Genomic DNA, 21,353 nt, shown 5'->3' with positions numbered 1-21,353 from the left:
GAGTCTCCGCAGGTCAGGGGAGGTTGAGGGGGTGAGGGAGGGTCAGCTCGCCCCCGGTGCGGCCACGGGGTCGGCCGGGATCAGCCCACGATCGGGGAGACGGCGACGCAGCCGCCCGCCATCGCCTGCTCGGCCTTGGCCTCCTTGATGACCTTGCCCTGGTAGATGACCTTGCAGGTGAGGTCGGCGGGAGTGAGGGAGACCGGCATGACGGCCGGCGGCATGATGCCCTTCAGCTTCACCGTCTTCTTCCACGGCGTGGCCGGCTTCTTCTCCGACTCGACCTTCGGCGCCATCGCCGTGCCGTCACCGGCGTGGTAGTCGATGGACTCGATGCCCGTGCCCGTGACCTCGTAGGTGACCTCGTAGGACTCGGTCACCGACTTGTCGACCTGGTCGACGGCCTTCTCGGCGGCCTCGGAGCAGGCGCCGAGGCCGAGGGCGAGGCCGGCGACGGCGAGGGCCGAGACGGCGGTGCGGACGGTGCGGACGGTGCGCTGCATGGGTTCCCCCTGGACGTGATGCGGATCGATCGGCCCGGGCAGGCAATCGTAAAGGAAGAGTAAAGTCAAATTGCCTCCGGGGCGCCCCGCGGCCCGAACTCCCCAGGCCGGAAGCGTTGTCAGTGGCGACCTCTACCGTCGGAGACATGAATGCCATGGGGGTGCGCATGACGGTCGAGCAGGTGCTGGCACTGGCTCCTGACGACGCCTCGCGCAGAGCGGGAAGCAGGCTCGGCACGGCCGGGCCGTGGTCCGGTACGGGCTGCGGCGAGGGGGCCGTCTGGGGCCGGTGCGAGGGCAGCGGCGGCTCGCCGTACCAGACGGTCGTCGACGCCACGGGGCCTGCGTACATGTGCAGTTGTCCCAGCCGGAAGTTTCCCTGCAAGCACGCGCTCGGCCTGCTGCTGCTCCGGGCGTCGGACGGGGCGGGGTTCGAGGAATCCGCCGCGCCCGACTGGGCCGGGCACTGGCTCACGACACGGCGCGGACGCGCCGGGAGCACCGGGAGCGCCTCCCGGCGGGCCGGCGGCGACACTCCCGAAGGCCCGGCGGACCCCGAGGCGGCGCGCCGCAGGGCCGAGCGGAGAGCCGCCCGGATCACCTCCGGCGCGCAGGAGTTGGAGCAGCGGCTCGCCGACCTGCTGCACGGCGGTCTCGCGGCGGCCGAGCAGTCGGGGTACGGACTGTGGGAGGAGACGGCCGCCCGCATGGTCGACGCCCAGGCCCCGGGACTCGCGGGCCGGGTGAGGGAGTTGGGGGCGATCCCGGGCTCGGGTCCCGGCTGGCCCGTGCGGCTCCTCGAGGAGTGCGCGCTGACCCACCTCCTCGACCGTGCCTGGCTGGCCGCCGACCGGCTGCCCGCTCCGTTCGCGACGACCGTACGGACCCGGGTCGGCCTCACCGCCCCGGTCGACGGCGTCCCGGTGCGCGACCACTGGCTCGTCCTCGCGCAGTACGACACGGCCGACGCCCGGCTGACCACCCGGCGTGTCTGGCTGCACGGCACGACCAGCGGGCGCACGGCACTGCTGCTCTCCTTCGGCGCGGCCGGCCGGGCTCCCCGACTCGCACTCCCCGTGGGCGCGGTGCTCGACGGGGAGGTCACCCCGCACGCGGGCTCCGGTCAGCTACGGGCGGAGCCGGGCGAGGACCTCGTCCCGGTGGCCGTCCCGGCCACTCCACCACCGGGCGGCCCGGTGGGCGAGGCCCTCGACGCGTACGGCCGTGCGCTGACCGGCGACCCCTGGCTGGACTCCTGGCCCGTGACGCTGAGCGGGGTCGTTCCCGCGCGCGCGGAGTACGGCTGGCAGCTGGCCGACGCGGACGGCCGCGAGGCCCTGCCGCTGACGCCCGTCGCCCAGTCCCGGCCCGGGCTCTGGCGTCTCGTCGCCCTGTCGGGCGGCGCACCGGTCACGGTCTTCGGGGAGTGCGGGCACCGGGGGTTCACCCCGCTCGCCGCCTGGTCCCCGGAGGCTCCGGGAGAGACGGTCCCCCTCATATGACCCCGCCCACGGCCACCCACGACCTGTCCGGAGCACCGATGGAGAAGGCCACGACGAACCCCACCACTCCTGTTCTCGCCGTCGACGCCGATGCCGGTGCCGGTGCCGGTGCCGGTGCCGGTGCCGGTGCCGGTGCCGATGCCGGTGCCGGTGCCGGTATGGGTGCTGTGCCTACTGCTGCTGGTGCGGATGGCGTCCACGAGGAGCACGAGGAGGGTGTCCGGGAGGACGGAGTCTGGGAGGAGCTCGTCACCTCGGCGCTGCTCGGTACGGACCGGCGGGCGCCCGCCGCGCTCGCCGGAGTGACCGGCCGGGACCTGCCGGGTGCCCTGCTCGACGCCGCCGCACTGCACACCGTACGGCGCAGGGCGGGGCTGCGCCCCGGACCCGCCGCGACGCCTCCGGAGCCCGCCCCCGACGACCCGCGCGGACCGCTGCCCGAGGCAGCCGGGCGGCGGCTCGGCCAACTGCTCGCCGGACGGACCGCACCTTCTCCCGCCGGGCGTCGCGGGGCGGCTCCCGACCTCGCCGAGCTGCTCCCGCAATGGCTGGCACTCGCCAACGAGCGGGGGTACAAGGCGCCCGCCGCCACGCTGCCCGCCCTCCTCGACGCGGCCCGCGCCCGCACCGATCTGCGGCCCCAGGCCCTTCGGCTGGCCGGACCGCGCGGCCTGTGGCTGGCCCGGCTCAACCCCGAGTGGAGGTTCGCCCTCAGAGGTGCGGGCGCCGGTGGCTCCCTGCCGGCCACCGACGACCCGGAGGGCGTACGGACCCTGTGGGACGAGGGTCTGTTCGCCGAGCGGGTCGCCCTGCTCGCCGCCGTGCGGACGGAGGACCCGGCGGCCGGACTCGCCCTCCTCGCGTCCACCTGGTCCGCCGAGCGGGCGGAGGACCGGCTGATGTTCCTCGATTCGCTGCGGACCGGCCTCTCCGGCGCGGACGAGGAGTTCCTGGAGGCGGCCCTCGGTGACCGCAGCCGCAACGTGCGCGCCACCGCCGCCGAGCTGCTCTCCGCCCTGCCGGCCTCGGCCCTCGCGGGCCGGATGGCGGGCCGGGCGGTCTCCTGCGTCGGACTCGACCGGACGGCGGGGACGCCGACGATCGCCGTGGAGGCTCCGCACGAGTGCGATACGGCCATGCAGCGGGACGGTCTCACGGCGACGCCCCCGGCGGGGCGGGGCGAGCGGTCCTGGTGGCTGGGCCAGCTCGTCGAGGCCGCTCCGCTGTCCTGCTGGCCTCCCAGGTTCGGGGGGCGCGGCCCGGAGGAGATCGTGGCCCTCCCGGTCGCCGACGACTGGCAGGGCGAACTGCACGCGGCCTGGTGCCGGGCGGCCGTACGGCAGCGGGACGCGGCCTGGTCGCGCGCGCTCCTCGGATCTCCCGCGACCCCGCCCGCGACGGGTCCGGGCACCTCGTCGCTGGCCGAGCGGGCCCAGCTCCTGTCGACGCTGCCCCCGGAGGAACGGGCTCTCTGGGTCGGGGCGTTCATCGCGGCCCACGGTCTGTCGGAGGCGTTCCAGCTGCTGGGCGTCTGCGAGGTGCCGTGGGCGGAGCCGCTCGGCGGTGCGGTGATCGACGCCCTCGATATCGCGCGGGACGCGGGGAGTTACCCATGGAGCTTCAGCGGGGTGATGGGTCTCGCGGAGCGCTGCCTCGCCCCGGAGGCGGCGCGGCAGCTGGAATCCCTGACGGCCCAGCCCGACGAGGCGGAGCACATCGCTCCCGGCGCGGGCGGCTACTGGGCCGAGGCCTTCCAGCGCCTGGTCTCCACGCTCCGCCTGCGCGCGGCGATGAGAGCCGAACTCACGGAGCCGCCGACGGCCCCGGAACCCCGGCGCCCCTAAGAGCCGGCGAACCACTGACCCGACCGCCCCGCCCCGGCCGTCCTCTCCAGCCACCCGACCGTCCTGCCCCGGCCGCCCCGGCGCGACTCCCCGACACCATCGGCTCCCGACAGGGCGGAAGACCCCTGACACGGCGAAGGGCCCTCCTCGGAACACCCGTCCCGGGGAGGGCCCTGAAGGCGTGACGTGCGGACCGGTGCGCGTGTTAAGCGGCCACGCGGACGTTCGCGTTCACCCAGTCGACGATGGACGCCGTCGTCGCGCCCGGCGTGAAGATCTCGGCCACGCCCTTCTCCTTCAGCGGCGCGATGTCCGCGTCGGGGATGATGCCGCCGCCGAAGACCTTGATGTCCTCCGCGTCGCGGTCCTTGAGGAGCTCCAGGACCTTCACGAACAGCGTGTTGTGCGCACCGGAGAGGATCGAGAGGCCGATCGCGTCGGCGTCCTCCTGGATCGCGGTGTCGACGATCTGCTCCGGCGTCTGGTGGAGCCCGGTGTAGATGACCTCCATACCGGCGTCCCGGAGTGCCCGCGCGATGACCTTGGCCCCGCGATCGTGACCGTCGAGACCCGGCTTGGCGACCACCACGCGGATCGGACCGCTCACACCCATCACTGCCTCCACATGCGACCCCCGCGCCTGATTGCCGGGGAGGTGAACGAACGTTATCTCCAGCATCATGCACCCGGCTGTTTCGCGGAGGCGACCGAGGGGGAAATCACACGTGGGACATGTTCGCTCTGCGCCGTCCCCCGCTTTCGGGCCCTCCCCCTGGGCCCACCAGCCGCAAGTGGGGTCCGGTCGCAAAGGGAGCCGCGATGAGGTCCGCCGCGCTTCCGTGCCGCCGTCCGTGCGGCGCGGGGGCCCGGCGGACCGGCGTACCGTCCGGCCCCGCGTGCCGTTCGGGAGGCCGGCCATGGAGCTCACCAAGGTCACCGCCCTGATGAAGGCCACCGCTCTGGAGCTGGCGATCCTCAGCGGACACCTCTTCCTGTACCCGTCGGGAATCGTGGCCGAGCGTCTCTCGTCCGCCGCTCCCCCGGCGACGGTCGTCCCGGGCCGACGCCCGGTCCTCCTCCTGCACGGCTTCGTGGACAACCGCTCGGTCTTCGTCCTGCTGCGTCGCGCGCTCGCCCGGCACGGCCGTGACCGAGTCGAGTCGCTCAACTACTCACCGCTCACCTGTGACCTGCGGGCCGCCGCCGAGCAGCTCGGCCGTCGGGTGGAGGAGATCCGCGCCCGCACGGGACACGCCGAGGTCGACATCGTCGGCCACAGCCTCGGCGGGCTCATCGCCCGCTATTACGTACAGCGTCTCGGCGGTGACAGCCGGGTGCGCACCCTGGTCACGCTCGGCACTCCGCACGAAGGCACCACCGTGGCCCCGCTCGCCGACGCGCATCCGCTGGTGCGGCAGATGCGCCCCGGTTCGGAGGTGCTGCGGGAGCTCGCCGGCCCCTCGCCCGGCTGCCGGACCCGGTTCGTGAGTTTCTGGAGCGATCTCGACCAGGTGATGGTGCCGGCGGAGACGGCCCGCCTCGACCACCCCGATCTGCTCGTGCACAACGTCCGCGTGAGCGGGATCGGCCATCTCGCGCTGCCCGTGCACCCGGCGGTGGCCGTCGGGGTTCTGGAGGCCCTCGACGCCGAAGGACCGGAGGCCTCGGGAGCCCGGCCGGAGGAGTCCGGCACCGGCTCGGTCGCCTGACACTCCGAGACCGTTCTTCGAACGTTCCTCGAACACAAGGCCAAAGCTCTGCCCGTGAGCTGGCGAAACACTGCCGATTGCCCGTTTCCTGCGGCCCCGGCGTCCTCCGAAGATTGTCGGCTGCGCGTACCGCCGGGTACAGTCGCGCCACTACTTACCCCCGGGACACCCCTCGTCGGGAACCGCCCCGGACTGGTCCTGCTGCCGAGGCGAGAGAGACGTTGGTGAACGACCAGCACCCCCACGCCGGGTACGTCGGAGACGGCGCCCATTCCACCGGCAGTTTCGCCACCGACCCCCTGTTCGGCGCCTACGGCGACAGCCCGTCGGACCACAGCGGTCAGTGGGATCTCGGCGGGTACGACGCCTCCGGCGCGTACGGCACGACGGGGCAGTACGACACCACGAGGTATGGCAGCGCCCCGTACGGCACGACGGACCAGTACGGCACCCCCACCGGGCAGTACGACACGAGCGGCCAGTGGGACGCCACCGGCGGCTACCCGGCCACCGACTCGTACGGGACGACGACCGGGCAGTACGACACGAACCCGCAGTTCGACGCCGCCCCCTCGTACGACACCACCGGCCAGTGGGACGCCTCCGCCTGGACCGAGGCCCAGCACACCGGCCGGTACGAGACCGTCCACTCCGGCGCCTACGCCGCCCAGGGTGCGTACGGACACGAGACCTACGACGCCACCGGCCAGTGGGCCGCCCCCGCCTTCGCGGCCGACACCGGCGCCTACGACGCGACCGCGTGGAACCAGGTCGCGGAGCCCGAGCCGGTCGTCCCCCAGCAGTACGTCCCGCGGGCCGAGCACACCGCGGAGTTCGCGTTCGAGTACGTCCCCGAGGCTGGGGCGGACACCGCCGAGACCCACGCCGAGGCGGAGCACACGTACGACGAACACCCCGCCGAGCCCGCGGAGCACACCGAGTACGCCGAGGAAGCCCCTGACGCCGAGGGCCTCGCCGACGACCGCCACGACGCCCACGACGACGAGCCCGCCGCCGAGATCCGTACGGGTTCCCCCGTCGCCGGCCGCCCCGCGCGCCGCTCCTCAAGTGGCGGCCGCAGCCGTCGGCGTACCCCCGCCAAGCGGTCCGCGCTGCTGACCGTCGCCGTCCCCTCCGCCTGTGTCATGGGAGTGGCCGGCATCGCCGCCGCCTCCGTCGGCGGACTCACCGGGTCCGGCACCGAAGGCGGGCAGAAGGACGACACCACCTCGCTCGCCGCCGCCGACCCGGCCTCCGTCAAGCAGGTCGCGGCGAACAACGCGCTCGACACCCAGCTCGCCGCGCTCAGCGCCGACGCCCGCGACTTCGGCGAGCGCGCCAGCCGCACCCAGGAGCGCATCGACCTCAAGGCCCGCCAGGCGGCCGAGAAGAAGAAGCGCGAGGAGGAGGCGGCCCGCAAGGAGGCACTGCGCCCCAAGTACATGCTGCCGGTGAAGCTCCACCAGCTCAGCGCGCGCTTCGGCCAGTCCGGCGTCAACTGGATGTCCGTGCACACCGGCATCGACTTTCCCGTCATGACCGGCACGCCCGTCATGGCCGCGACGGACGGCACCGTCCGCACCCAGATCAACAGCGCCTACGGCAACATGGTGATCGTGACCGCACCGGACGGCACCGAGACCTGGTACTGCCACCTCAGCAGCGCCAGATATCGCTCCGGTTCCGTCAAGGCCGGAGACGTCATCGCGTACTCCGGCGACTCCGGCAACTCCACCGGCCCGCACCTCCACTTCGAGGTCCGGCCGGGCGGCGGCTACGCGATCGACCCGCTGGACTGGCTGCGCAGCCACGGTCTCGACCCGACCAGCTGACCCGCGTCTTCCCGTACGTACGGGTGAGGGCCCCGGCCGAAGCCGGGGCCCTCACCCGTATCCGCTACAGCTTCTCGACCGGCGCGTACCGCAGCAGCAGCCGCTTCGGCTTCTCGTCGCCGAAGTCGATCGTCGCCTCGGCGTCGGCGCCCATGCCCTTCATCGCCATGACCGTGCCGAGCCCGAACTGGTCGTGCGTGACCCGGTCGCCGACCTTGAGCGAGATCACCGGCTTGTCCCCGCCGGCGCGCCGGGTGGCGAAGCCCGAGGGGCCGGAGCGCGCACGGGAGGAGGAGAGCGAGGAGGTGATCCCCGAGGTCGGCCCGGCGGGCTTCGCCATCGGACCGGTCCGCTTCCACTCCAGGTACGGGGCCGGGATCTCCTCCAGGAAACGCGAGGCCGGGTTGTACGAGGGCTGCCCCCAGGCGCTGCGCATCGACGAACGCGTGAGGTAGAGCCGCTCACGGGCGCGCGTGATGCCCACGTACGCGAGGCGCCGCTCCTCCTCCAGCTCCTTCACCTGGCCGAGGGCGCGCATGTGCGGGAAGACGCCGTCCTCCATGCCGGTGAGGAACACCACCGGGAACTCCAGGCCCTTGGCGGTGTGCAGTGTCATCAGTGTGATGACGCCCCTGCCCTCCTCGTCCTCGTCCGGGATCTGGTCGGAGTCGGCGACGAGCGCGACCTTCTCCAGGAACTCCGCGAGGGTCGCGGGCTCCTCACCGCGCTCCTGCTCGAACTCGAGGGCGACGGCCGCGAGCTCCTGGAGGTTCTCGATCCGGGTCTCGTCCTGCGGGTCGGTCGAGGCCTGGAGCTCGGCCAGATAGCCGGTGCGCTCCAGGACGGCCTCCAGGACGACGGCGGGGCCCGCGCCGGACTCGACGACGGTGCGCAGCTCGTCCATGAGCACGTTGAAGCGCTTGACGGCGTTCGCCGAGCGGGCGGCCATGCCGTACGCCTCGTCGACCCGCTTCAGGGCCTGCGGGAAGGTGATCCTCTCGCGGAGCGAGAGGGCGTCGATCATCGCCTCGGCACGCTCGCCGATGCCCCGCTTCGGGACGTTGAGGATGCGGCGCAGCGGGACGTTGTCCTCGGGGTTGGCGAGGACGCGCAGGTACGCGAGGACGTCCCTGACCTCCTTGCGCTCGTAGAAGCGCACGCCGCCGACGACCTTGTAGGGCAGTCCGACGCGGATGAAGATCTCTTCGAAGACACGGGACTGGGCGTTGGTCCGGTAGAAGACGGCGACGTCCCCGGCCTTCGCCTCGCCGGCGTCCGTCAGCCGGTCGATCTCGTCGGCGACGAACTGGGCCTCGTCGTGCTCGGTGTCCGCGACGTAGCCGGTGATCTGCGCGCCCGCGCCCGCGTTCGTCCACAGGTTCTTGGGGCGGCGGGACTCGTTGCGCTCGATGACGGCGTTGGCGGCGGAGAGGATCGTCTGCGTGGAGCGGTAGTTCTGCTCCAGGAGGATCGTGGTCGCGTCCGGGTAGTCCTCCTCGAACTGGAGGATGTTCCTGATGGTCGCGCCGCGGAAGGCGTAGATCGACTGGTCGGCGTCACCGACGACGCACAGCTCGGCCGGGCCGAGGTCCTCGTAGCCGGTGCCGACGAGCTCCCGCACGAGGGTGTACTGGGCGTGGTTGGTGTCCTGGTACTCGTCGACGAGGACGTGGCGGAAGCGGCGGCGGTAGTGCTCGGCGACGTCGGGGAACGCCTGGAGCAGGTGGACCGTCGTCATGATGATGTCGTCGAAGTCCAGGGCGTTGGCCTCGCGCAGCCTCGCCTGGTACATCCGGTACGCCTCGGCGAGCGTCTTCTCGAAGCCGTCGACGGCCTGGTCGGCGAAGGTCTCCTCGTCGATCAGCTCGTTCTTGAGGTTCGAGATCTTGGCGCTGAACGACTTCGGCGGGAACTTCTTCGGGTCGAGGTCCAGGTCACGGCAGACCAGGGCCATCAGCCGCTTGGAGTCGGCGGCGTCGTAGATCGAGAAGGAGGAGGTGAAGCCCAGCCTCTTCGACTCGCGGCGCAGGATGCGGACGCAGGCGCTGTGGAAGGTCATCACCCACATCGCGTTCGCCCGCGGTCCGACGAGCTGCTCGACGCGCTCCTTCATCTCGCCGGCGGCCTTGTTCGTGAAGGTGATCGCCAGTATCTGGCCGGGGTGCACGTGCCGCGTGCCCAGGAGGTGGGCGATGCGGTGGGTGAGCACCCGGGTCTTGCCGGAGCCGGCGCCCGCGACGATGAGCAGCGGGGTGTCGGTGTGGACGACGGCGGCGCGCTGCTGCTCGTTGAGCCCCTCCAGGAGCGCGGCGGGGTCCACGACGGGGCGGGGCGCGCCGTCCCGGTAGTACGGGTCCCGGGCGGGCGGGGGCGCGTCGAAGTGCTCCCCGAAGAGGTCGTGCGGGACCTCCTCCGCGGCCGGGGAGCCGTGGTCGTGGTCCTCGGGATGGGGCGGGGGCTCCTCCGAGGAGTGGTTCTGGAGACCGGCCAGGAAGCTGTCGTCAAAGAGGCTGCTCATCGCCTCACGAGTCTAGGACGCCCCACCGACATCCGGGCCCGCCTTCGGGACGGTCTCTGTGGAAGCGCTCACACCCAGAGGGTCGCGATGAAGATGTTCGCCGTGGTCAGGCCGCCGACGGCGGCGAAGAGGCCCTTGTCGACCTTCTCCTCGTCCCGCTTGACGTAGACCAGGCCGAGGATGACGACGAGCACCGCCAGCTTGATGCCGATCTTGAGGTTGTTCACGGTCTGGTCGTCGGCCTGGTTCAGGCCGACGAGCGCGACGCCCGTGACCAGCATGGTCAGCGCGCCGTGCAGCATCGCGGGGCTGAAGCGGGCCGTACCGGCTCCCATCGCCTTCATCTGGGTGAGGAATCCGCCGAGCAGGGAGGCGATACCGATGATGTGCAGGGCGACGAAGACATTGATGAGTACGTCCATGGGGCGGAGCCTAACCGGGGCCTTAGCACCGCCCGCGTGCCGGGTCCACCCGCTCCCGCGCTTCGGTCGGCCGACGGCCGGAATGCCCCCCGGCCTGTCACCCCGGGCGAAAACGAGCGGTCCTCGACCGCCAACTCTCGCCAATAGCGGTCAACTCGTCGCCCGGGCGTGACCCCAGGTTTAGCGTCCTTCACCAGGTGGCCGGCTCCCCACCACCGTCGGCGCTCCGACGGTTGTCGGTCACCCCCGCCGAGAAAACCCGGCGGCGGACCGTCCCCCTGTGCGGCCCGCCGTCGGCCCGGTGGGCCCGTTTCCCCCAGGCAGAGGATGTGACCCGCCCTCGTGGCAGCACACCGAAAACCCAAGCAGTCGCCCCTCGGTGGTCAGGCGGTCCGCACCGCCGCCACCCTCGCCCTCACCTCCGCCGCGACCGCGACGCTCTTCGAGGGGTCCGGGCACGCGGAACCCCGGCCCACCACCGCTCAGGTCAAGGCGAAGGCCGACCGGCTCTACGAGGAGGCCGAGGTCGCGACCGAGCGGTACAACGGGGCCAAGGAGAAGGCGGACGAGGCCCGTGCGGCGTTCGACCGGCTGCGCGACGAGGCCGCCCGCAGGACCCAGCGGCTCAACACCGCGCGGGACGGGCTCGGGGCCATGGCCGCCGCCCAGTACCGGTCAGGGGGCCTCGATCCCGCGGTACAGCTGGCCCTCACGTCCTCCCCCGACGAGTACCTGGAGCGGGCCGCGCTCGCCGAGAAGGCCAGGGACCGGCAGGCGGCCGCCGTCAGCGCCGTACGGCGCGAGCTCACCGCGATCCGACAGCTGCGCGAGGAGTCGGCGGGACGCCTGACGGCGCTGCGCGAACACGAGGCGGAGCTCCGGCGGCAGAAGACGGCCGTGCTCGGCAAGCTGCGGGCGGCACGGACCCTGCTCGCCCGGCTGACCGCGGAGGAACGGGCCCGGTACGAGGCCGCCACCGCGGACCGGGACGGCTCCGGAACCTCGACGGCGAACGGCGGCACCGACGGCACGGCCGCCTCCGGCGGCTCCACCACCGTCCGGGCCGACCGCTCCACAGGGGGCGAGCGCGGACCGGTGGCCGCCCCGAACACACGGGCCGCCGAGGCCGTCTCCTTCGCCCGCGCCCAGCTCGGCAAGCCCTACGTGTGGGGGGCGACGGGCCCCTCCGCGTACGACTGCTCGGGCCTCACCCAGGCGGCCTGGCGCGCCGCCGGTGTCTCCCTGCCCCGCACGACGTACACCCAGATCAACGCCGGCCGGCGCGTCTCCCGCTCCCAGCTCGCCCCCGGCGACCTCGTCTTCTTCTACTCCGGGATCAGCCACGTCGGGCTCTACATCGGCGGCGGCCAGATGATCCACGCGCCCCGGCCGGGGGCCCCGATCCGGGTCGCCCCGATCGACGAGATGCCCTTCGCCGGAGCGACCCGGGTGGGCTGAGGACCGACCCGGCCGGTCCCGGCGGTGGATCCCCACGGTGCCCTCAGACCAGGCGGCGGGCGGTGGCCCAGCGGGTCAGCTCGTGGCGGTTGGACAGCTGGAGCTTCCGCAGCACCGCCGAGACGTGCGACTCGACCGTCTTCACCGAGATGTAGAGCTGCTTGGCGATCTCCTTGTACGCGTACCCCCGGGCGATCAACCGCAGCACCTCCCGCTCCCGCTGGGTCAGCCGGTCGAGGTCCTCGTCCACCGGGGGCGCGTCCGTCGAGGCGAACGCGTCCAGGACGAACCCGGCCAGCCGGGGGGAGAAGACGGCGTCGCCCTCCTGGACCCGGAAGATCGAGTCGACCAGATCGGTACCGGTGATCGTCTTGGTGACGTAGCCGCGGGCACCGCCCCGGATCACCCCGATCACGTCCTCGGCCGCGTCCGAGACCGAAAGGGCCAGGAAGCGGACCGGGTCCTCCGCCGTACCCATCAGGCTCGCGCAGCGCCGGAGCACCTCCACCCCGCCGCCGCCCGGAAGGTGCACGTCGAGGAGGACGACCTCGGGTCGGGTCGCCGTGATGACGGTGACCGCCTGGTCGACGTCGGCGGCCTCGCCGACCACCTCGACCCCGGTGACCTCGGTCCGGCCGATCTCGGCCTGCACGCCCGTGCGGAACATCCGGTGGTCGTCGACGAGCACCACCCGCACCCGGCGCTCCGTGCCCGCCGTCCCCGCACCGGTCCCGGTCGCTGCCCCGGTCTCGTCGCTCATCCGTCCGCCCTCTCCATCTCAAGCTCCACTTCGGTGCCCCCACCCGGCACGGAACGCAGCCGGGCGGTGCCGCCGTTGCGCTGCATCCGGCCGATGATCGATTCTCGTACGCCCATCCTGTCCTCGGGCACCGCGTCCAGGTCGAAACCCGGCCCCCGGTCCCGCACCGAGACGAAGACCGTGCGGCCCTCCACCTCCGCGTACACCTGCACGGCCCCGCCCTCGCCACCGTACTTGGCGGCGTTGACCATCGCCTCGCGTGCGGCCTGCATCTGCGCGACCAGTCCGTCGTCGAGCGGGCAGTCGCCGACGACGACCACTTCCAGGGGGACTCCGTGCTTGTCCTCGACCTCGGCGGCGGCCTTCTTCACCGCCTCCGCCAGGGTGTCGGGCTCCTCGTCCTTGCCGGTGCCCTCGGGCTTGTAGAGCCAGTTCCGCAGCTCCCGCTCCTGGGCGCGGGCGAGGCGGCGCACCTCGCCGACGTCGTCGGCGTTGCGCTGGATCAGAGTGAGGGTGTGCAGCACGGAGTCATGGACGTGGGCCGCCACCTCGGCGCGCTCCTGGGCCCGGATGCGCATGGTCCGCTCCTCCGTGAGGTCCTGGGACATCCGCACGAGCCAGGGGCCGGCGAGCAGGGCTATGCCGGTGAGTACGGCGACGGCGGCGGTGAGGGCCGTGCCCAGCTGGGCGACAGAGCCGCGGACCACCACGAAGACCGCGAGGCCGGTGCCGACCAGGGCGACGCCGGCGAGGCCGCGTGCGAGGTGGAAGGCGCGGCTGTGGCGTCCGCCGTCGGTCCAACTGGCCCTGCGGGCGTTGTCCGCCTGGCGCCAGACCAGGGCGACGCCGCCGCAGACGAGGATCAAGGGCCAGATGTACCGTCCGGACTCGTTCTCGAAGCTGATGCTTCCGACGAGGACCGCGCCACCGATCGCGAGGGCTATGAGGGCGACGACCTGTCCGCGATCGGGCTTGCGCAGTCTTCGGCGCCCGTCCGGGGTGGTCTCGAAGACGGGCCGCGGGGCGGTCCGTCCGCCGACACCGAGCGGGACGACGATCCAGAACGCCGCGTACAGCAGGAGGCCGAGGCCGTCCGTGAGGAAGAGGGCGAGGAAGACGACCCGCACCCAGACGACGGGCAGGCCGAGATGGCCGGCGAGACCGCGGGCGACACCGCCGAGCCATCGCCCGTCGGCGCTCCTGTAGAGCCTGCGCACGGGCGGTTCGTCGGTCTCGGTGACACGAGCGGCTGCGGACATGCACTGATCGTCACACGTTCGGTCCGCGCGGGGCATCAGGGTCTGCCCTGAGATCGTCCCTGGTACCGCCTCGGGGAAGGAGGGGCGCCGAATATCAGGGTCGGGCCAGGGTCGGCCCCGGTGCCGCTGGACGTCACGGCCCGTCACCATGGAGGCATGACGAGTTCGATGCCTTCGCAGCACGAGGCCCCGCCGCCGGCGGAGGCCGTCACCGCCCCGCCACTGCGGCGCTCGCGCGGCAGCAAGGTCGTGGGCGGTGTCTGCGGCGGCCTCGGTCGGCACTTCGACCTGGACCCGGTGATCTTCCGGGTCGCGGTCGGCGTGCTGTCGGTGCCGGGCGGCCTCGGGCTGATCTTCTACGGCTTCGCCTGGCTGCTGGTCCCGCTCGCGGGCGAGGAGGAGAGCGAGGGACGCAGACTGCTGACCGGCCGGGTCTCCGGTGGGTCGCTGGCCGCCGTGCTGATGGCCCTGGTGGGCTGCGGGATCTTCCTGTCGATGCTGCACAGCGGGACGATGCTGGGGTCCGCCCTCCTGGTGTCGTTCGTGGTGTGCGCGGCCGCGGTCTGGTCGCGGCGCCGGCAGGTCGGTGCGGTGGAGCCCGAAGGCCGGGTGGAATCGGCCGCCGCCGCTCTCGCGGTCGCCGAAGCCCCGCCGGAGACGAAGGCGCCGCCGCTGGTCGAGTTCCCCTCGTGGTGGAAGGACCCGATAGTCAAGGACGGCTCGACGGGCAAGGTGGCCGTCGGCTACCTGTGGGGGCCGCACGGCCTCCTGGACGAGGACGGCCGGGTGGACGGCGAGGTGCCGAAGCCCGGCAGCCAGTGGGGGCCCGACCGCTCGACCTCCGGGCGCCCCAAGCCCTCGGTCCGGCGCAGTCCGCTCTCCATCGGCGGTCTCGTCCAGCTGCTCGCCATGGTCGCGGCCGTGGTCGGCACCGCCCTGACCTGGGAGTCCCAGCCGCTCGGGACGAGTCTGCAGACCGGTCTGGTCGCCGCCCTCGCGGTGTTCGGTCTCGGCCTGGTCGTCAGCAGCTTCCTCGGCCGGACCGGGTTCGGCACGATCTTCACCACCGTGATCACGGCGGGTCTGCTGGCGTTGGCCACGGCCCTGCCCGACCGGATCTCCACGGAGTGGATCCGCGAGACATGGGAGCCGACCTCCGTCACCGCCGTGCAGGCCCACTACGAGGTGGGCACCGGAATCGGCACGCTAGACCTGTCGCGACTCCAGGTGCCGGCGGGCACGACCGTCTCGACGGGCGCGGGGGTGGGCGCCGGCCGACTCGAGGTGATCGTCCCGAAGGACGCCGTCGTGAAGGTGCGCGCCGAGGTGGGACTCGGTGATCTGCAGCTGCCGGGTCAGCCCCCCAACGACATCGACATCTCCCCGGACCGTACGGAGAACCGCACGCTCAACCCGCCGGCCGGGACCGTCCCGGCGGGCACCCTGGACCTCTCGCTCGAGGTCGGCATCGGACAGGTGGAGGTCACCCGTGCTGCTTCATGAGTTCCGCCCCGGCCGGCTGCTCGTCGGTCTCACCGCGCTCGCCCTGGCCGCCGCCTACGCGGGGGACGCCACCGGATCCTGGACCACCCCGTGGTACACGGTGATCCCGGTGCTCTGCGGTGGTCTGGGAGCGGCCGGCTTCGCGACCTGGGTCGCCTATCGAATACGGCGCCGCTCGGCGAGGAGCCTGTCCAGCGACAGCACGGACGCCCCGGCCAGCACCAGCGGGAGCCAGGCCATCAGATAGGCGAGGTCGTTGCCGAGGTAGTACGGCTGCACCTGCCAACTCACGGTCAGCCAGAGACTCAGCGAGATCAGCGCGCCCCCGAGGGCCGCCAACCGGGCGAAGAGGCCGAGCAGGGTTCCGATCCCGACGGCGAGCTCTCCGAGGCAGATGGCATACCCGAAGCCGGTGGGGTTCCTGAGGGCGAGGTCGACCAGGGCGGGGACGGCCGAGGTGTCCCGGACTCCGCGCATCGTCTCGCCGATGGAGCCGCTGCCGGTGTCGGCGAGGAAGGCCGGGTCGGTCAGTTTGTCCAGCCCGGCGTAGACGAAGGTGATGCCGAGGAAGAGCCGGAGCGGAAGGAGGGCGTAGCGGGGGGCGACCGCCTTCCACCTGTCGACGACGAGCTTCCACCGGTCGAGGAGGGTCTGCCCCTCGGCAGGGCGGCCGGTGCCACCGGTGCCCTGGGTGCCGTCGCCCGCGTCGTCCGTCCGGTCCGCCTGACCCGTCATCGTCGGTCACCTCTCCATGCCCCGTACGACTGTTCGCGGAACGATTCTCCTCGTCCCCGCGCTCCGGGGATACGGGAAGGGGGCCGGACGCTCAGTCCACGACGTCGATCGTGACCCGGTTGGTCTCCACGCCCGCCGCCGTCACGACCGAGACCTCCACCCGGCCCGGTTCCACGTCCGCCGGGAGAGGAACGGTCAGGGAGGCGTCGGTGGGGTTGGCGAAGCCGCCCGGGACCGGGACCAGCGGCACGTGGGCGTGGACCGGGCCGATGCGGACGACCAGCCGGGTCAGCGGGTCGGGAGCGCCGGCGCCGGGCGGGACGAAGCCGCAGCCGCGGATCTCGATGTCGTCGCCCGTGCGGATCGGGGCGTCGAGGTCGCCCGCCTCCCTGGACCTGACCACCGAGTGGATGACGGGGCGGACGCCCTCGGTGCACTTCGCGGCGAGGTGCCAGGCCGCCGAGACGCCGAGGAGGACCACGAGGGTCCAGGGCACCTCGGGAAGCCCGGCGGGGTGGCGGGCGAGTCCGGCGACCGCCAGGACCAGGACGGAACCGGAGACGAGGAGGTACTGGACGTCGGCGAGGTCGGCCCGGCCGTTGTCGTCGCAGAGGAGATCGGCGGCGCGCGGGCGGTCGGCGCGCACCTTCTGGAGGCGGCGGGACGCGATCCCCACCGCGACGACGAGGCGGGCGGCCACCGTGACGGCCGACACCAGGGCGATGACGGTCAGCAGGCCGGCGCCCCTGGCCAGGCCGAAGGCGGTCGTGCCCGGCGCGAGGAGGACGAGGAAGAGGAGGGTGTAGCCGAGGAACAGGAGCCAGGCGGCCGCGACGGCACGGGTGGTGGAGAGCCGGTTGTCCTCGCCGACGAGAGGTGCGAGGAGCCCGCCGCGGGAGCGGTGGGCGTGGGCGGCGGCGCTGAGGAGGACGGCGAGGACCAGGGCGGTGCAGAGGCCGGCCGTGCGGGCTCCGGTCCAGCCGCCCCCGACGGCGGTGAGGGCCTGGCCGAGAAGGAGGACGAGGACCGCGCCCCAGACGGCGCACACGCCCCCGAGCCGTACCCGGTCGAGCCAGGCCGCCCCGGCCTCCCGGCCGTGTACGGCCACCGCGCGGGCGGACTGGGCGAGCTCGTCGGAGACCCACTGGCGGGCGGCGAGCGGGGAGTGGGCGACGGCCGCGGGGACGCCGTGTCCGGCGGCGAGTTCGTCGCGCCGGGCGAGGAAGGCGGCGACGGCGCGCCGGTGGCCGGCCTGTCCGCAGTGGGCGCAACCGGCACAGGCCGCCGCGTGCTCGCCGTACTGTCTCGCCTCTTGAACCGCCACGGTGCTCACTTCCCGAGCTCACTTCACGACACGTACCGGGTGTCCTGGAGGGTCAACCAGCGGTCGGCTCCACGGAATTGTGCCGTACCGGCGGCTTCCGCGCCTGCCACGCGCGCCCTACCGGAGAGTGATTGACGAGCCATCCCATTGACGTACAGAAGGGTGAAGCGATGGTGTTACGACAGGAGTTCGGGCTCCGTTCGGCTGATCCTGCGCCACAGGGGCTGGTAGTTGATCCAGGCCACGAGGTCGCCGCCGAGCTGTTCGCGGGTGGCGACGGCCTCGCGGTGGTCGATCAGGACCGGCTTGCCGGCCGCCCGCGCGGCCAGTTGCACCTGGGCGCAGCGTTCCAGGGCGATGAACCACCAGGCCGCCGCGTCGACGGAGGTGCCGACGGTGAGCGCCCCGTGGTTGCGGAGCACGATCGCCTTGAAGGTGCCGAGGGCGACGGCGATCCGGCGTGCTTCCTCGGCGTCCACGGTGACGCCGGTGTAGGCGTCGTAGAGGGCATGGTCCTGGTAGAAGGCGCAGGCCTCCTGGGTGATCGGGTCGAGGAGTTCGCCGAGCGCGGCGAGGGCCCGCCCGTGGAGGGAGTGGGTGTGGGCGACGGCGACGGCGTCGGGCCGGGCCCGGTGGACCTGGGCGTGCACGGTGAACGCGGCCTGGTTCACGTGCCGGCCGCCCCGGAGCACCTGGCCTTCGCCGTTGACCAGGATGAGGTCGCTCGCGGTCACCTCCTCGAACGGCGCCCCGAAGGGGTTCACCCAGAAGGCGTCGGGGTACTCGGGGTCGCGCGCGGTGATGTGGCCCGAGACGCCCTCCTCGTAACCGAACCGTCCGAAGAGCCGGAGCGCGCCCGCGAGCCGCTGCTTGCGGTGGACGCGTTCCTCCTCGGCCGTCGCGTGGACGGGCGGCAGGGCGAAGTGGAGCCGGTCGACGGGGACGGGTTCGGGTATCACGCTCATGCGCCGGAAGGTAACGCCCGGCCGGGCAAGTCACCAGAGCCCGGACACGACGAAGCCGCCGCCCCGGAACCCCGGGACGACGGCCTCACACACCTACGGGAGCGACTACTCCCACTCGATGGTGCCCGGCGGCTTGCTGGTGACGTCGAGGACGACGCGGTTGACGTCCGCGACCTCGTTGGTGATGCGGGTGGAGATCTTGGCGAGCACGTCGTACGGCAGGCGCGACCAGTCCGCCGTCATGGCGTCCTCGGAGGAGACGGGGCGCAGCACGATCGGGTGGCCGTAGGTGCGGCCGTCGCCCTGGACGCCCACGGAGCGGACGTCGGCGAGCAGGACGACCGGGCACTGCCAGATCTCGCGGTCGAGGCCGGCCGCGGTGAGCTCCTCGCGGGCGATGGCGTCGGCCTCGCGCAGCAGGTCCAGGCGCTCCTTGGTGACCTCGCCGACGATGCGGATGCCGAGGCCGGGGCCGGGGAACGGCTGGCGCTGGACGATCTCCTCGGGCAGGCCGAGCTCCTGGCCGACCATGCGGACCTCGTCCTTGAAGAGCTGGCGCAGCGGCTCGACGAGCTCGAACTCCAGGTCCTCGGGAAGGCCGCCCACGTTGTGGTGGGACTTGATGTTGGCGGTGCCGGTGCCGCCGCCGGACTCGACGATGTCCGGGTAGAGCGTGCCCTGGACGAGGAAGGCGACGTCCTCGCCGGCGCCGGCCGACTCGGCGACGATCTCGGCCTGGGCCTGCTCGAAGACGCGGATGAACTCACGGCCGATGATCTTGCGCTTGGTCTCCGGGTCGGAGACGCCGGCGAGGGCGGTGAGGAAGCGCTCCTGCGCGTCGACGACCTTCAGCTGGACGCCGGTGGCGGCGACGAAGTCCTTCTCGACCTGCTCGGTCTCGTTCTTGCGCATCAGACCGTGGTCGACGTACACGCAGGTGAGCTGCGAGCCGATGGCCTTCTGCACCAGCGCGGCGGCGACGGCGGAGTCGACGCCACCGGAGAGACCGCAGATGGCGCGCTTGTCGCCGACCTGGGCGCGGATGGCCGCGACCTGCTCCTCGATCACGTTGCCCGTGGTCCAGCTCGGCTCGATGCCGGCGCCGCGGTAGAGGAAGTGCTCCAGGATCTGCTGGCCGTGCGTGGAGTGCAGCACCTCGGGGTGGTACTGGACGCCGTACAGCTTCTTCTCGTCGTTCTCGAAGGCGGCGACCGGCACGACGTCCGTGGACGCGGTGACGGAGAAGCCCTCGGGGGCGGCGGAGCAGGCGTCGCCGTGCGACATCCACACGGACTGCTCGACCGGGGTGCCCTCGAAGAGGGTGGAACCGGCCTTGGAGACGTGCAGCGGGGTCCGGCCGTACTCGCGGGCGCCGGTGTTGTCGACGGTGCCACCGAGGGTCGTCGCCATCAGCTGGAAGCCGTAGCACATACCGAAGACAGGGACACCCGCCTCGAAGAGCGCGCGGTCGAGACGGGGGGCGTTCTCCGCGTACACGGAGGACGGGCCGCCGGAGAGGATGATCGCCTTCGGGTTCTTGGCCAGCATCTCGGCCACCGGCATGGTGGACGGGACGATCTCGCTGTAGACCCGGGCCTCACGGACACGGCGGGCGATGAGCTGGGCGTACTGGGCGCCGAAGTCGACAACGAGGACTACGTCCGGGTTGGAGACGTCGGGCGCGGCAGCGGGAGTCGCTGATGACACTACGGCGGCCTTCCGGCGGTAGGGAGGGTCCCCCGAGAGGGGGGCTATTTGTCGATTCTACCGGCGCGCCGGTGACGCTTTTCGTCTCACCATCCGAACCCGGTTTGGCTCCGGATCGGTCCGGGGGCCCATACTGTCGCCATGCGCAAGCTCACGACCTTCGTCTTTACCTATGGCAACCGGCCCACCGGCTGCCATGGTCGTGCTGCTTGAGCAACTGACAAGCGACTTCCCAGGCGCCCCGGGCCGACAAGGCCCGGGGCGTTCTGCTGTTTCCGGGCCTGATCGGTCCAGGGCGTCCGACACCACGAGGAGCCCCACCATGACCGCTCTGACCGAGACCGAGAAGACCGGCGCCCGCACCGACGAGGCGGCGGCGCTGATCGGTGGCGCGCGTGAGCGCATCGACGCGCTCGACGACCGGATCATCGGGCTGATCCAGGAACGGATGGCCGTCTCGGCCGTGATCCAGGAGGCCCGGATCTCCTCCGGTGGCCGCCGGGTGAACCTGGCGCGCGAGATGGAGGTCCTCGGCCACTACCGGGACGCGCTGGGCAAGCCGGGCACGACGCTGGCGATGACGATGCTCGAACTGTGCCGGGGACGCGTCTGAGCGCGCCTGCGCCCGCGCCCGGACCCGCGCCCGAGTGGGTTCCCGGATCTGAGTTCGGGCCCGCTCTCACCCGTACGGCGCGTGACCGGCTCCGGCCCGGCTTCGTTGGTCCGGGTGTCCGTGCCAGCCAGGGGCGGGCCCGTAAGAAACCACGCGTGGCTTCGCTGGGGCGTGTGGCGTACTCCGGTACGTCGTGGGACCTCGCACCAGCGCTTGTGACCGGACAGCAGGGGACAGCAGTCCGGTCACCCAGAAAGGGCGGTCGGCCCCGGGGACGCCCGGGGCCGGCCGCAACCGGCCGATCTTCCGTCCCCCGTCCCCCGTCACCCCCGTCCCCGGTCCTTGCGTCCCTCCAGCCTTCCTCCCCCCGCGCGGCGCGACCTCCCGGCGCCGCCCCGCTCGGCACCGCAGCTGCCCTGACACCGGTGCCGACCCCAAGGGCCCCGTGCCGTCGCGACTCGAATCGCGGGCACGGGGCCCTTGCCCGTGCGCACCTCACCCTCACCGCACCGCACCGCACCAGATCGAACGTGACGCGCGTCACACGAAGATCCTGTGCAACCGCTACAACCAATCCCGCCGGTCGCGGGTCATCTATGCAGCATCACCAAAAAGCTGGTTGGGGCGCTGCACTCGGAGGGGGGTGCAGCGCCCTTTCCTGTGTCTCAGGTGACGCAGGTAACGCAGGTGACGCACATG

General features: G+C 72.5%; 17 protein-coding genes. 7 read left to right on the top strand and 10 right to left on the bottom strand.

Translation table 11 applies throughout. The features are described 5' to 3' along the window. Positions 1–80: 80 nt before the first annotated feature. Entirely contained in the window at positions 81–503 is a 423-nt protein-coding gene (locus ACFWUY_RS17165) for a hypothetical protein (protein WP_384108193.1), read from the bottom strand. A 146-nt stretch (positions 504–649) separates the two neighbouring features. Between ACFWUY_RS17165 and ACFWUY_RS17160 the strand changes: the two genes are divergently transcribed. Both ACFWUY_RS17160 and ACFWUY_RS17155 read left to right on the top strand, forming a co-directional pair. Further along, positions 650–2,005, top strand: coding sequence for an SWIM zinc finger family protein (locus ACFWUY_RS17160; protein WP_384108191.1), 1,356 nt, complete (start codon positions 650–652; stop codon positions 2,003–2,005). After that, positions 2,002–3,849, top strand: coding sequence for a DUF5691 domain-containing protein (locus tag ACFWUY_RS17155; RefSeq protein ID WP_384108189.1), 1,848 nt, complete (start codon positions 2,002–2,004; stop codon positions 3,847–3,849). The genes ACFWUY_RS17160 and ACFWUY_RS17155 overlap by 4 nt, the downstream gene beginning before the upstream one ends. A 205-nt stretch (positions 3,850–4,054) precedes the next feature. Here the strand turns inward: ACFWUY_RS17155 and ACFWUY_RS17150 are convergent, their stop codons facing one another. Next, positions 4,055–4,462 carry a cobalamin B12-binding domain-containing protein gene (locus tag ACFWUY_RS17150; RefSeq protein ID WP_384108187.1) on the bottom strand — a complete coding sequence of 136 codons (408 nt, stop codon included), beginning with the start codon at positions 4,460–4,462 and terminating at the stop codon, positions 4,055–4,057. 304 nt (positions 4,463–4,766) lie between these two features. Between ACFWUY_RS17150 and ACFWUY_RS17145 the strand changes: the two genes are divergently transcribed. Both ACFWUY_RS17145 and ACFWUY_RS17140 read left to right on the top strand, forming a co-directional pair. Next, positions 4,767–5,558: an esterase/lipase family protein gene (locus tag ACFWUY_RS17145; protein WP_384108185.1), complete on the top strand. Its 792-nt coding sequence runs from the start codon at positions 4,767–4,769 to the stop codon at positions 5,556–5,558. Between the two features lie 224 nt (positions 5,559–5,782). Beyond that, positions 5,783–7,390 (top strand): peptidoglycan DD-metalloendopeptidase family protein, encoded by a 1,608-nt coding sequence (locus ACFWUY_RS17140; RefSeq protein WP_384108183.1) that lies wholly within the window; start codon positions 5,783–5,785, stop codon positions 7,388–7,390. Between the two features lie 64 nt (positions 7,391–7,454). Here the strand turns inward: ACFWUY_RS17140 and pcrA are convergent, their stop codons facing one another. Both pcrA and ACFWUY_RS17130 read right to left on the bottom strand, forming a co-directional pair. Beyond that, positions 7,455–9,908 carry a DNA helicase PcrA gene (gene pcrA, locus ACFWUY_RS17135; RefSeq protein ID WP_384108181.1) on the bottom strand — a complete coding sequence of 818 codons (2,454 nt, stop codon included), beginning with the start codon at positions 9,906–9,908 and terminating at the stop codon, positions 7,455–7,457. Positions 9,909–9,976: 68 nt separating this feature from the next. Next, positions 9,977–10,330 (bottom strand): hypothetical protein, encoded by a 354-nt coding sequence (locus ACFWUY_RS17130; RefSeq protein ID WP_030549133.1) that lies wholly within the window; start codon positions 10,328–10,330, stop codon positions 9,977–9,979. A gap of 342 nt (positions 10,331–10,672) precedes the next feature. Here ACFWUY_RS17130 and ACFWUY_RS17125 point away from each other — a divergent pair, with 342 nt between their 5' ends. Then, on the top strand, positions 10,673–11,788 hold the full coding sequence (locus ACFWUY_RS17125) for an NlpC/P60 family protein (RefSeq protein ID WP_384108178.1): 1,116 nt from the start codon (positions 10,673–10,675) through the stop codon (positions 11,786–11,788). A 43-nt stretch (positions 11,789–11,831) separates the two neighbouring features. Here ACFWUY_RS17125 and ACFWUY_RS17120 read toward each other — a convergent pair whose 3' ends face one another. Both ACFWUY_RS17120 and ACFWUY_RS17115 read right to left on the bottom strand, forming a co-directional pair. Next, the gene (locus ACFWUY_RS17120) at positions 11,832–12,548 is read right to left on the bottom strand and encodes a LuxR C-terminal-related transcriptional regulator (RefSeq protein ID WP_384108174.1); all 717 of its coding nucleotides are present in this window, start codon (positions 12,546–12,548) and stop codon (positions 11,832–11,834) included. Then, positions 12,545–13,807: a PspC domain-containing protein gene (locus tag ACFWUY_RS17115; protein WP_384108172.1), complete on the bottom strand. Its 1,263-nt coding sequence runs from the start codon at positions 13,805–13,807 to the stop codon at positions 12,545–12,547. Before ACFWUY_RS17115 ends, ACFWUY_RS17120 begins: the two co-directional genes overlap by 4 nt. 156 nt (positions 13,808–13,963) lie before the next feature. Here ACFWUY_RS17115 and ACFWUY_RS17110 point away from each other — a divergent pair, with 156 nt between their 5' ends. Then, entirely contained in the window at positions 13,964–15,310 is a 1,347-nt protein-coding gene (locus ACFWUY_RS17110) for a PspC domain-containing protein (protein WP_384108170.1), read from the top strand. 156 nt (positions 15,311–15,466) lie between these two features. Here ACFWUY_RS17110 and ACFWUY_RS17105 read toward each other — a convergent pair whose 3' ends face one another. The 4 genes from ACFWUY_RS17105 to guaA form a co-directional block, all read right to left on the bottom strand. Continuing rightward, on the bottom strand, positions 15,467–16,045 hold the full coding sequence (locus ACFWUY_RS17105; protein ID WP_384108168.1) for a DoxX family protein: 579 nt from the start codon (positions 16,043–16,045) through the stop codon (positions 15,467–15,469). 91 nt (positions 16,046–16,136) lie between these two features. Next, positions 16,137–17,369 (bottom strand): hypothetical protein, encoded by a 1,233-nt coding sequence (locus tag ACFWUY_RS17100; RefSeq protein ID WP_384108166.1) that lies wholly within the window; start codon positions 17,367–17,369, stop codon positions 16,137–16,139. Positions 17,370–17,545: 176 nt separating this feature from the next. Further along, positions 17,546–18,334: a class II aldolase/adducin family protein gene (locus ACFWUY_RS17095; RefSeq protein WP_384108164.1), complete on the bottom strand. Its 789-nt coding sequence runs from the start codon at positions 18,332–18,334 to the stop codon at positions 17,546–17,548. A 105-nt stretch (positions 18,335–18,439) separates the two neighbouring features. Next, entirely contained in the window at positions 18,440–20,041 is a 1,602-nt protein-coding gene (gene guaA, locus ACFWUY_RS17090) for a glutamine-hydrolyzing GMP synthase (protein ID WP_384108162.1), read from the bottom strand. Between the two features lie 322 nt (positions 20,042–20,363). Between guaA and ACFWUY_RS17085 the strand changes: the two genes are divergently transcribed. Beyond that, on the top strand, positions 20,364–20,654 hold the full coding sequence (locus tag ACFWUY_RS17085) for a chorismate mutase (RefSeq protein WP_384108160.1): 291 nt from the start codon (positions 20,364–20,366) through the stop codon (positions 20,652–20,654). Positions 20,655–21,353: the final 699 nt, after the last annotated feature.

The organism is Streptomyces sp. NPDC058664, assembly GCF_042716635.1.
Taxonomy (GTDB): Bacteria; Actinomycetota; Actinomycetes; order Streptomycetales; family Streptomycetaceae; genus Streptomyces.
Note: the sequence above shows the minus strand (reverse complement) of the source record. Positions and strands in the feature narration are given on the sequence as shown.

Bases quoted from the DNA above. Each gene is read 5' to 3' on its own strand.
- ACFWUY_RS17165 (WP_384108193.1), bottom strand. From the start codon at position 503: ATGCAGCGCACCGTCCGCACCGTCCGCACCGCCGTCTCGGCCCTCGCC.
- ACFWUY_RS17160 (WP_384108191.1), top strand. From the start codon at position 650: ATGAATGCCATGGGGGTGCGCATGACGGTCGAGCAGGTGCTGGCACTG.
- ACFWUY_RS17155 (WP_384108189.1), top strand. From the start codon at position 2,002: ATGACCCCGCCCACGGCCACCCACGACCTGTCCGGAGCACCGATGGAG.
- ACFWUY_RS17150 (WP_384108187.1), bottom strand. From the start codon at position 4,462: ATGGGTGTGAGCGGTCCGATCCGCGTGGTGGTCGCCAAGCCGGGTCTC.
- ACFWUY_RS17145 (WP_384108185.1), top strand. From the start codon at position 4,767: ATGGAGCTCACCAAGGTCACCGCCCTGATGAAGGCCACCGCTCTGGAG.
- pcrA (WP_384108181.1), bottom strand. From the start codon at position 9,908: ATGAGCAGCCTCTTTGACGACAGCTTCCTGGCCGGTCTCCAGAACCAC.
- ACFWUY_RS17130 (WP_030549133.1), bottom strand. From the start codon at position 10,330: ATGGACGTACTCATCAATGTCTTCGTCGCCCTGCACATCATCGGTATC.
- ACFWUY_RS17120 (WP_384108174.1), bottom strand. From the start codon at position 12,548: ATGAGCGACGAGACCGGGGCAGCGACCGGGACCGGTGCGGGGACGGCG.
- ACFWUY_RS17115 (WP_384108172.1), bottom strand. From the start codon at position 13,807: ATGTCCGCAGCCGCTCGTGTCACCGAGACCGACGAACCGCCCGTGCGC.
- ACFWUY_RS17110 (WP_384108170.1), top strand. From the start codon at position 13,964: ATGACGAGTTCGATGCCTTCGCAGCACGAGGCCCCGCCGCCGGCGGAG.
- ACFWUY_RS17105 (WP_384108168.1), bottom strand. From the start codon at position 16,045: ATGACGGGTCAGGCGGACCGGACGGACGACGCGGGCGACGGCACCCAG.
- ACFWUY_RS17095 (WP_384108164.1), bottom strand. From the start codon at position 18,334: ATGAGCGTGATACCCGAACCCGTCCCCGTCGACCGGCTCCACTTCGCC.
- ACFWUY_RS17085 (WP_384108160.1), top strand. From the start codon at position 20,364: ATGACCGCTCTGACCGAGACCGAGAAGACCGGCGCCCGCACCGACGAG.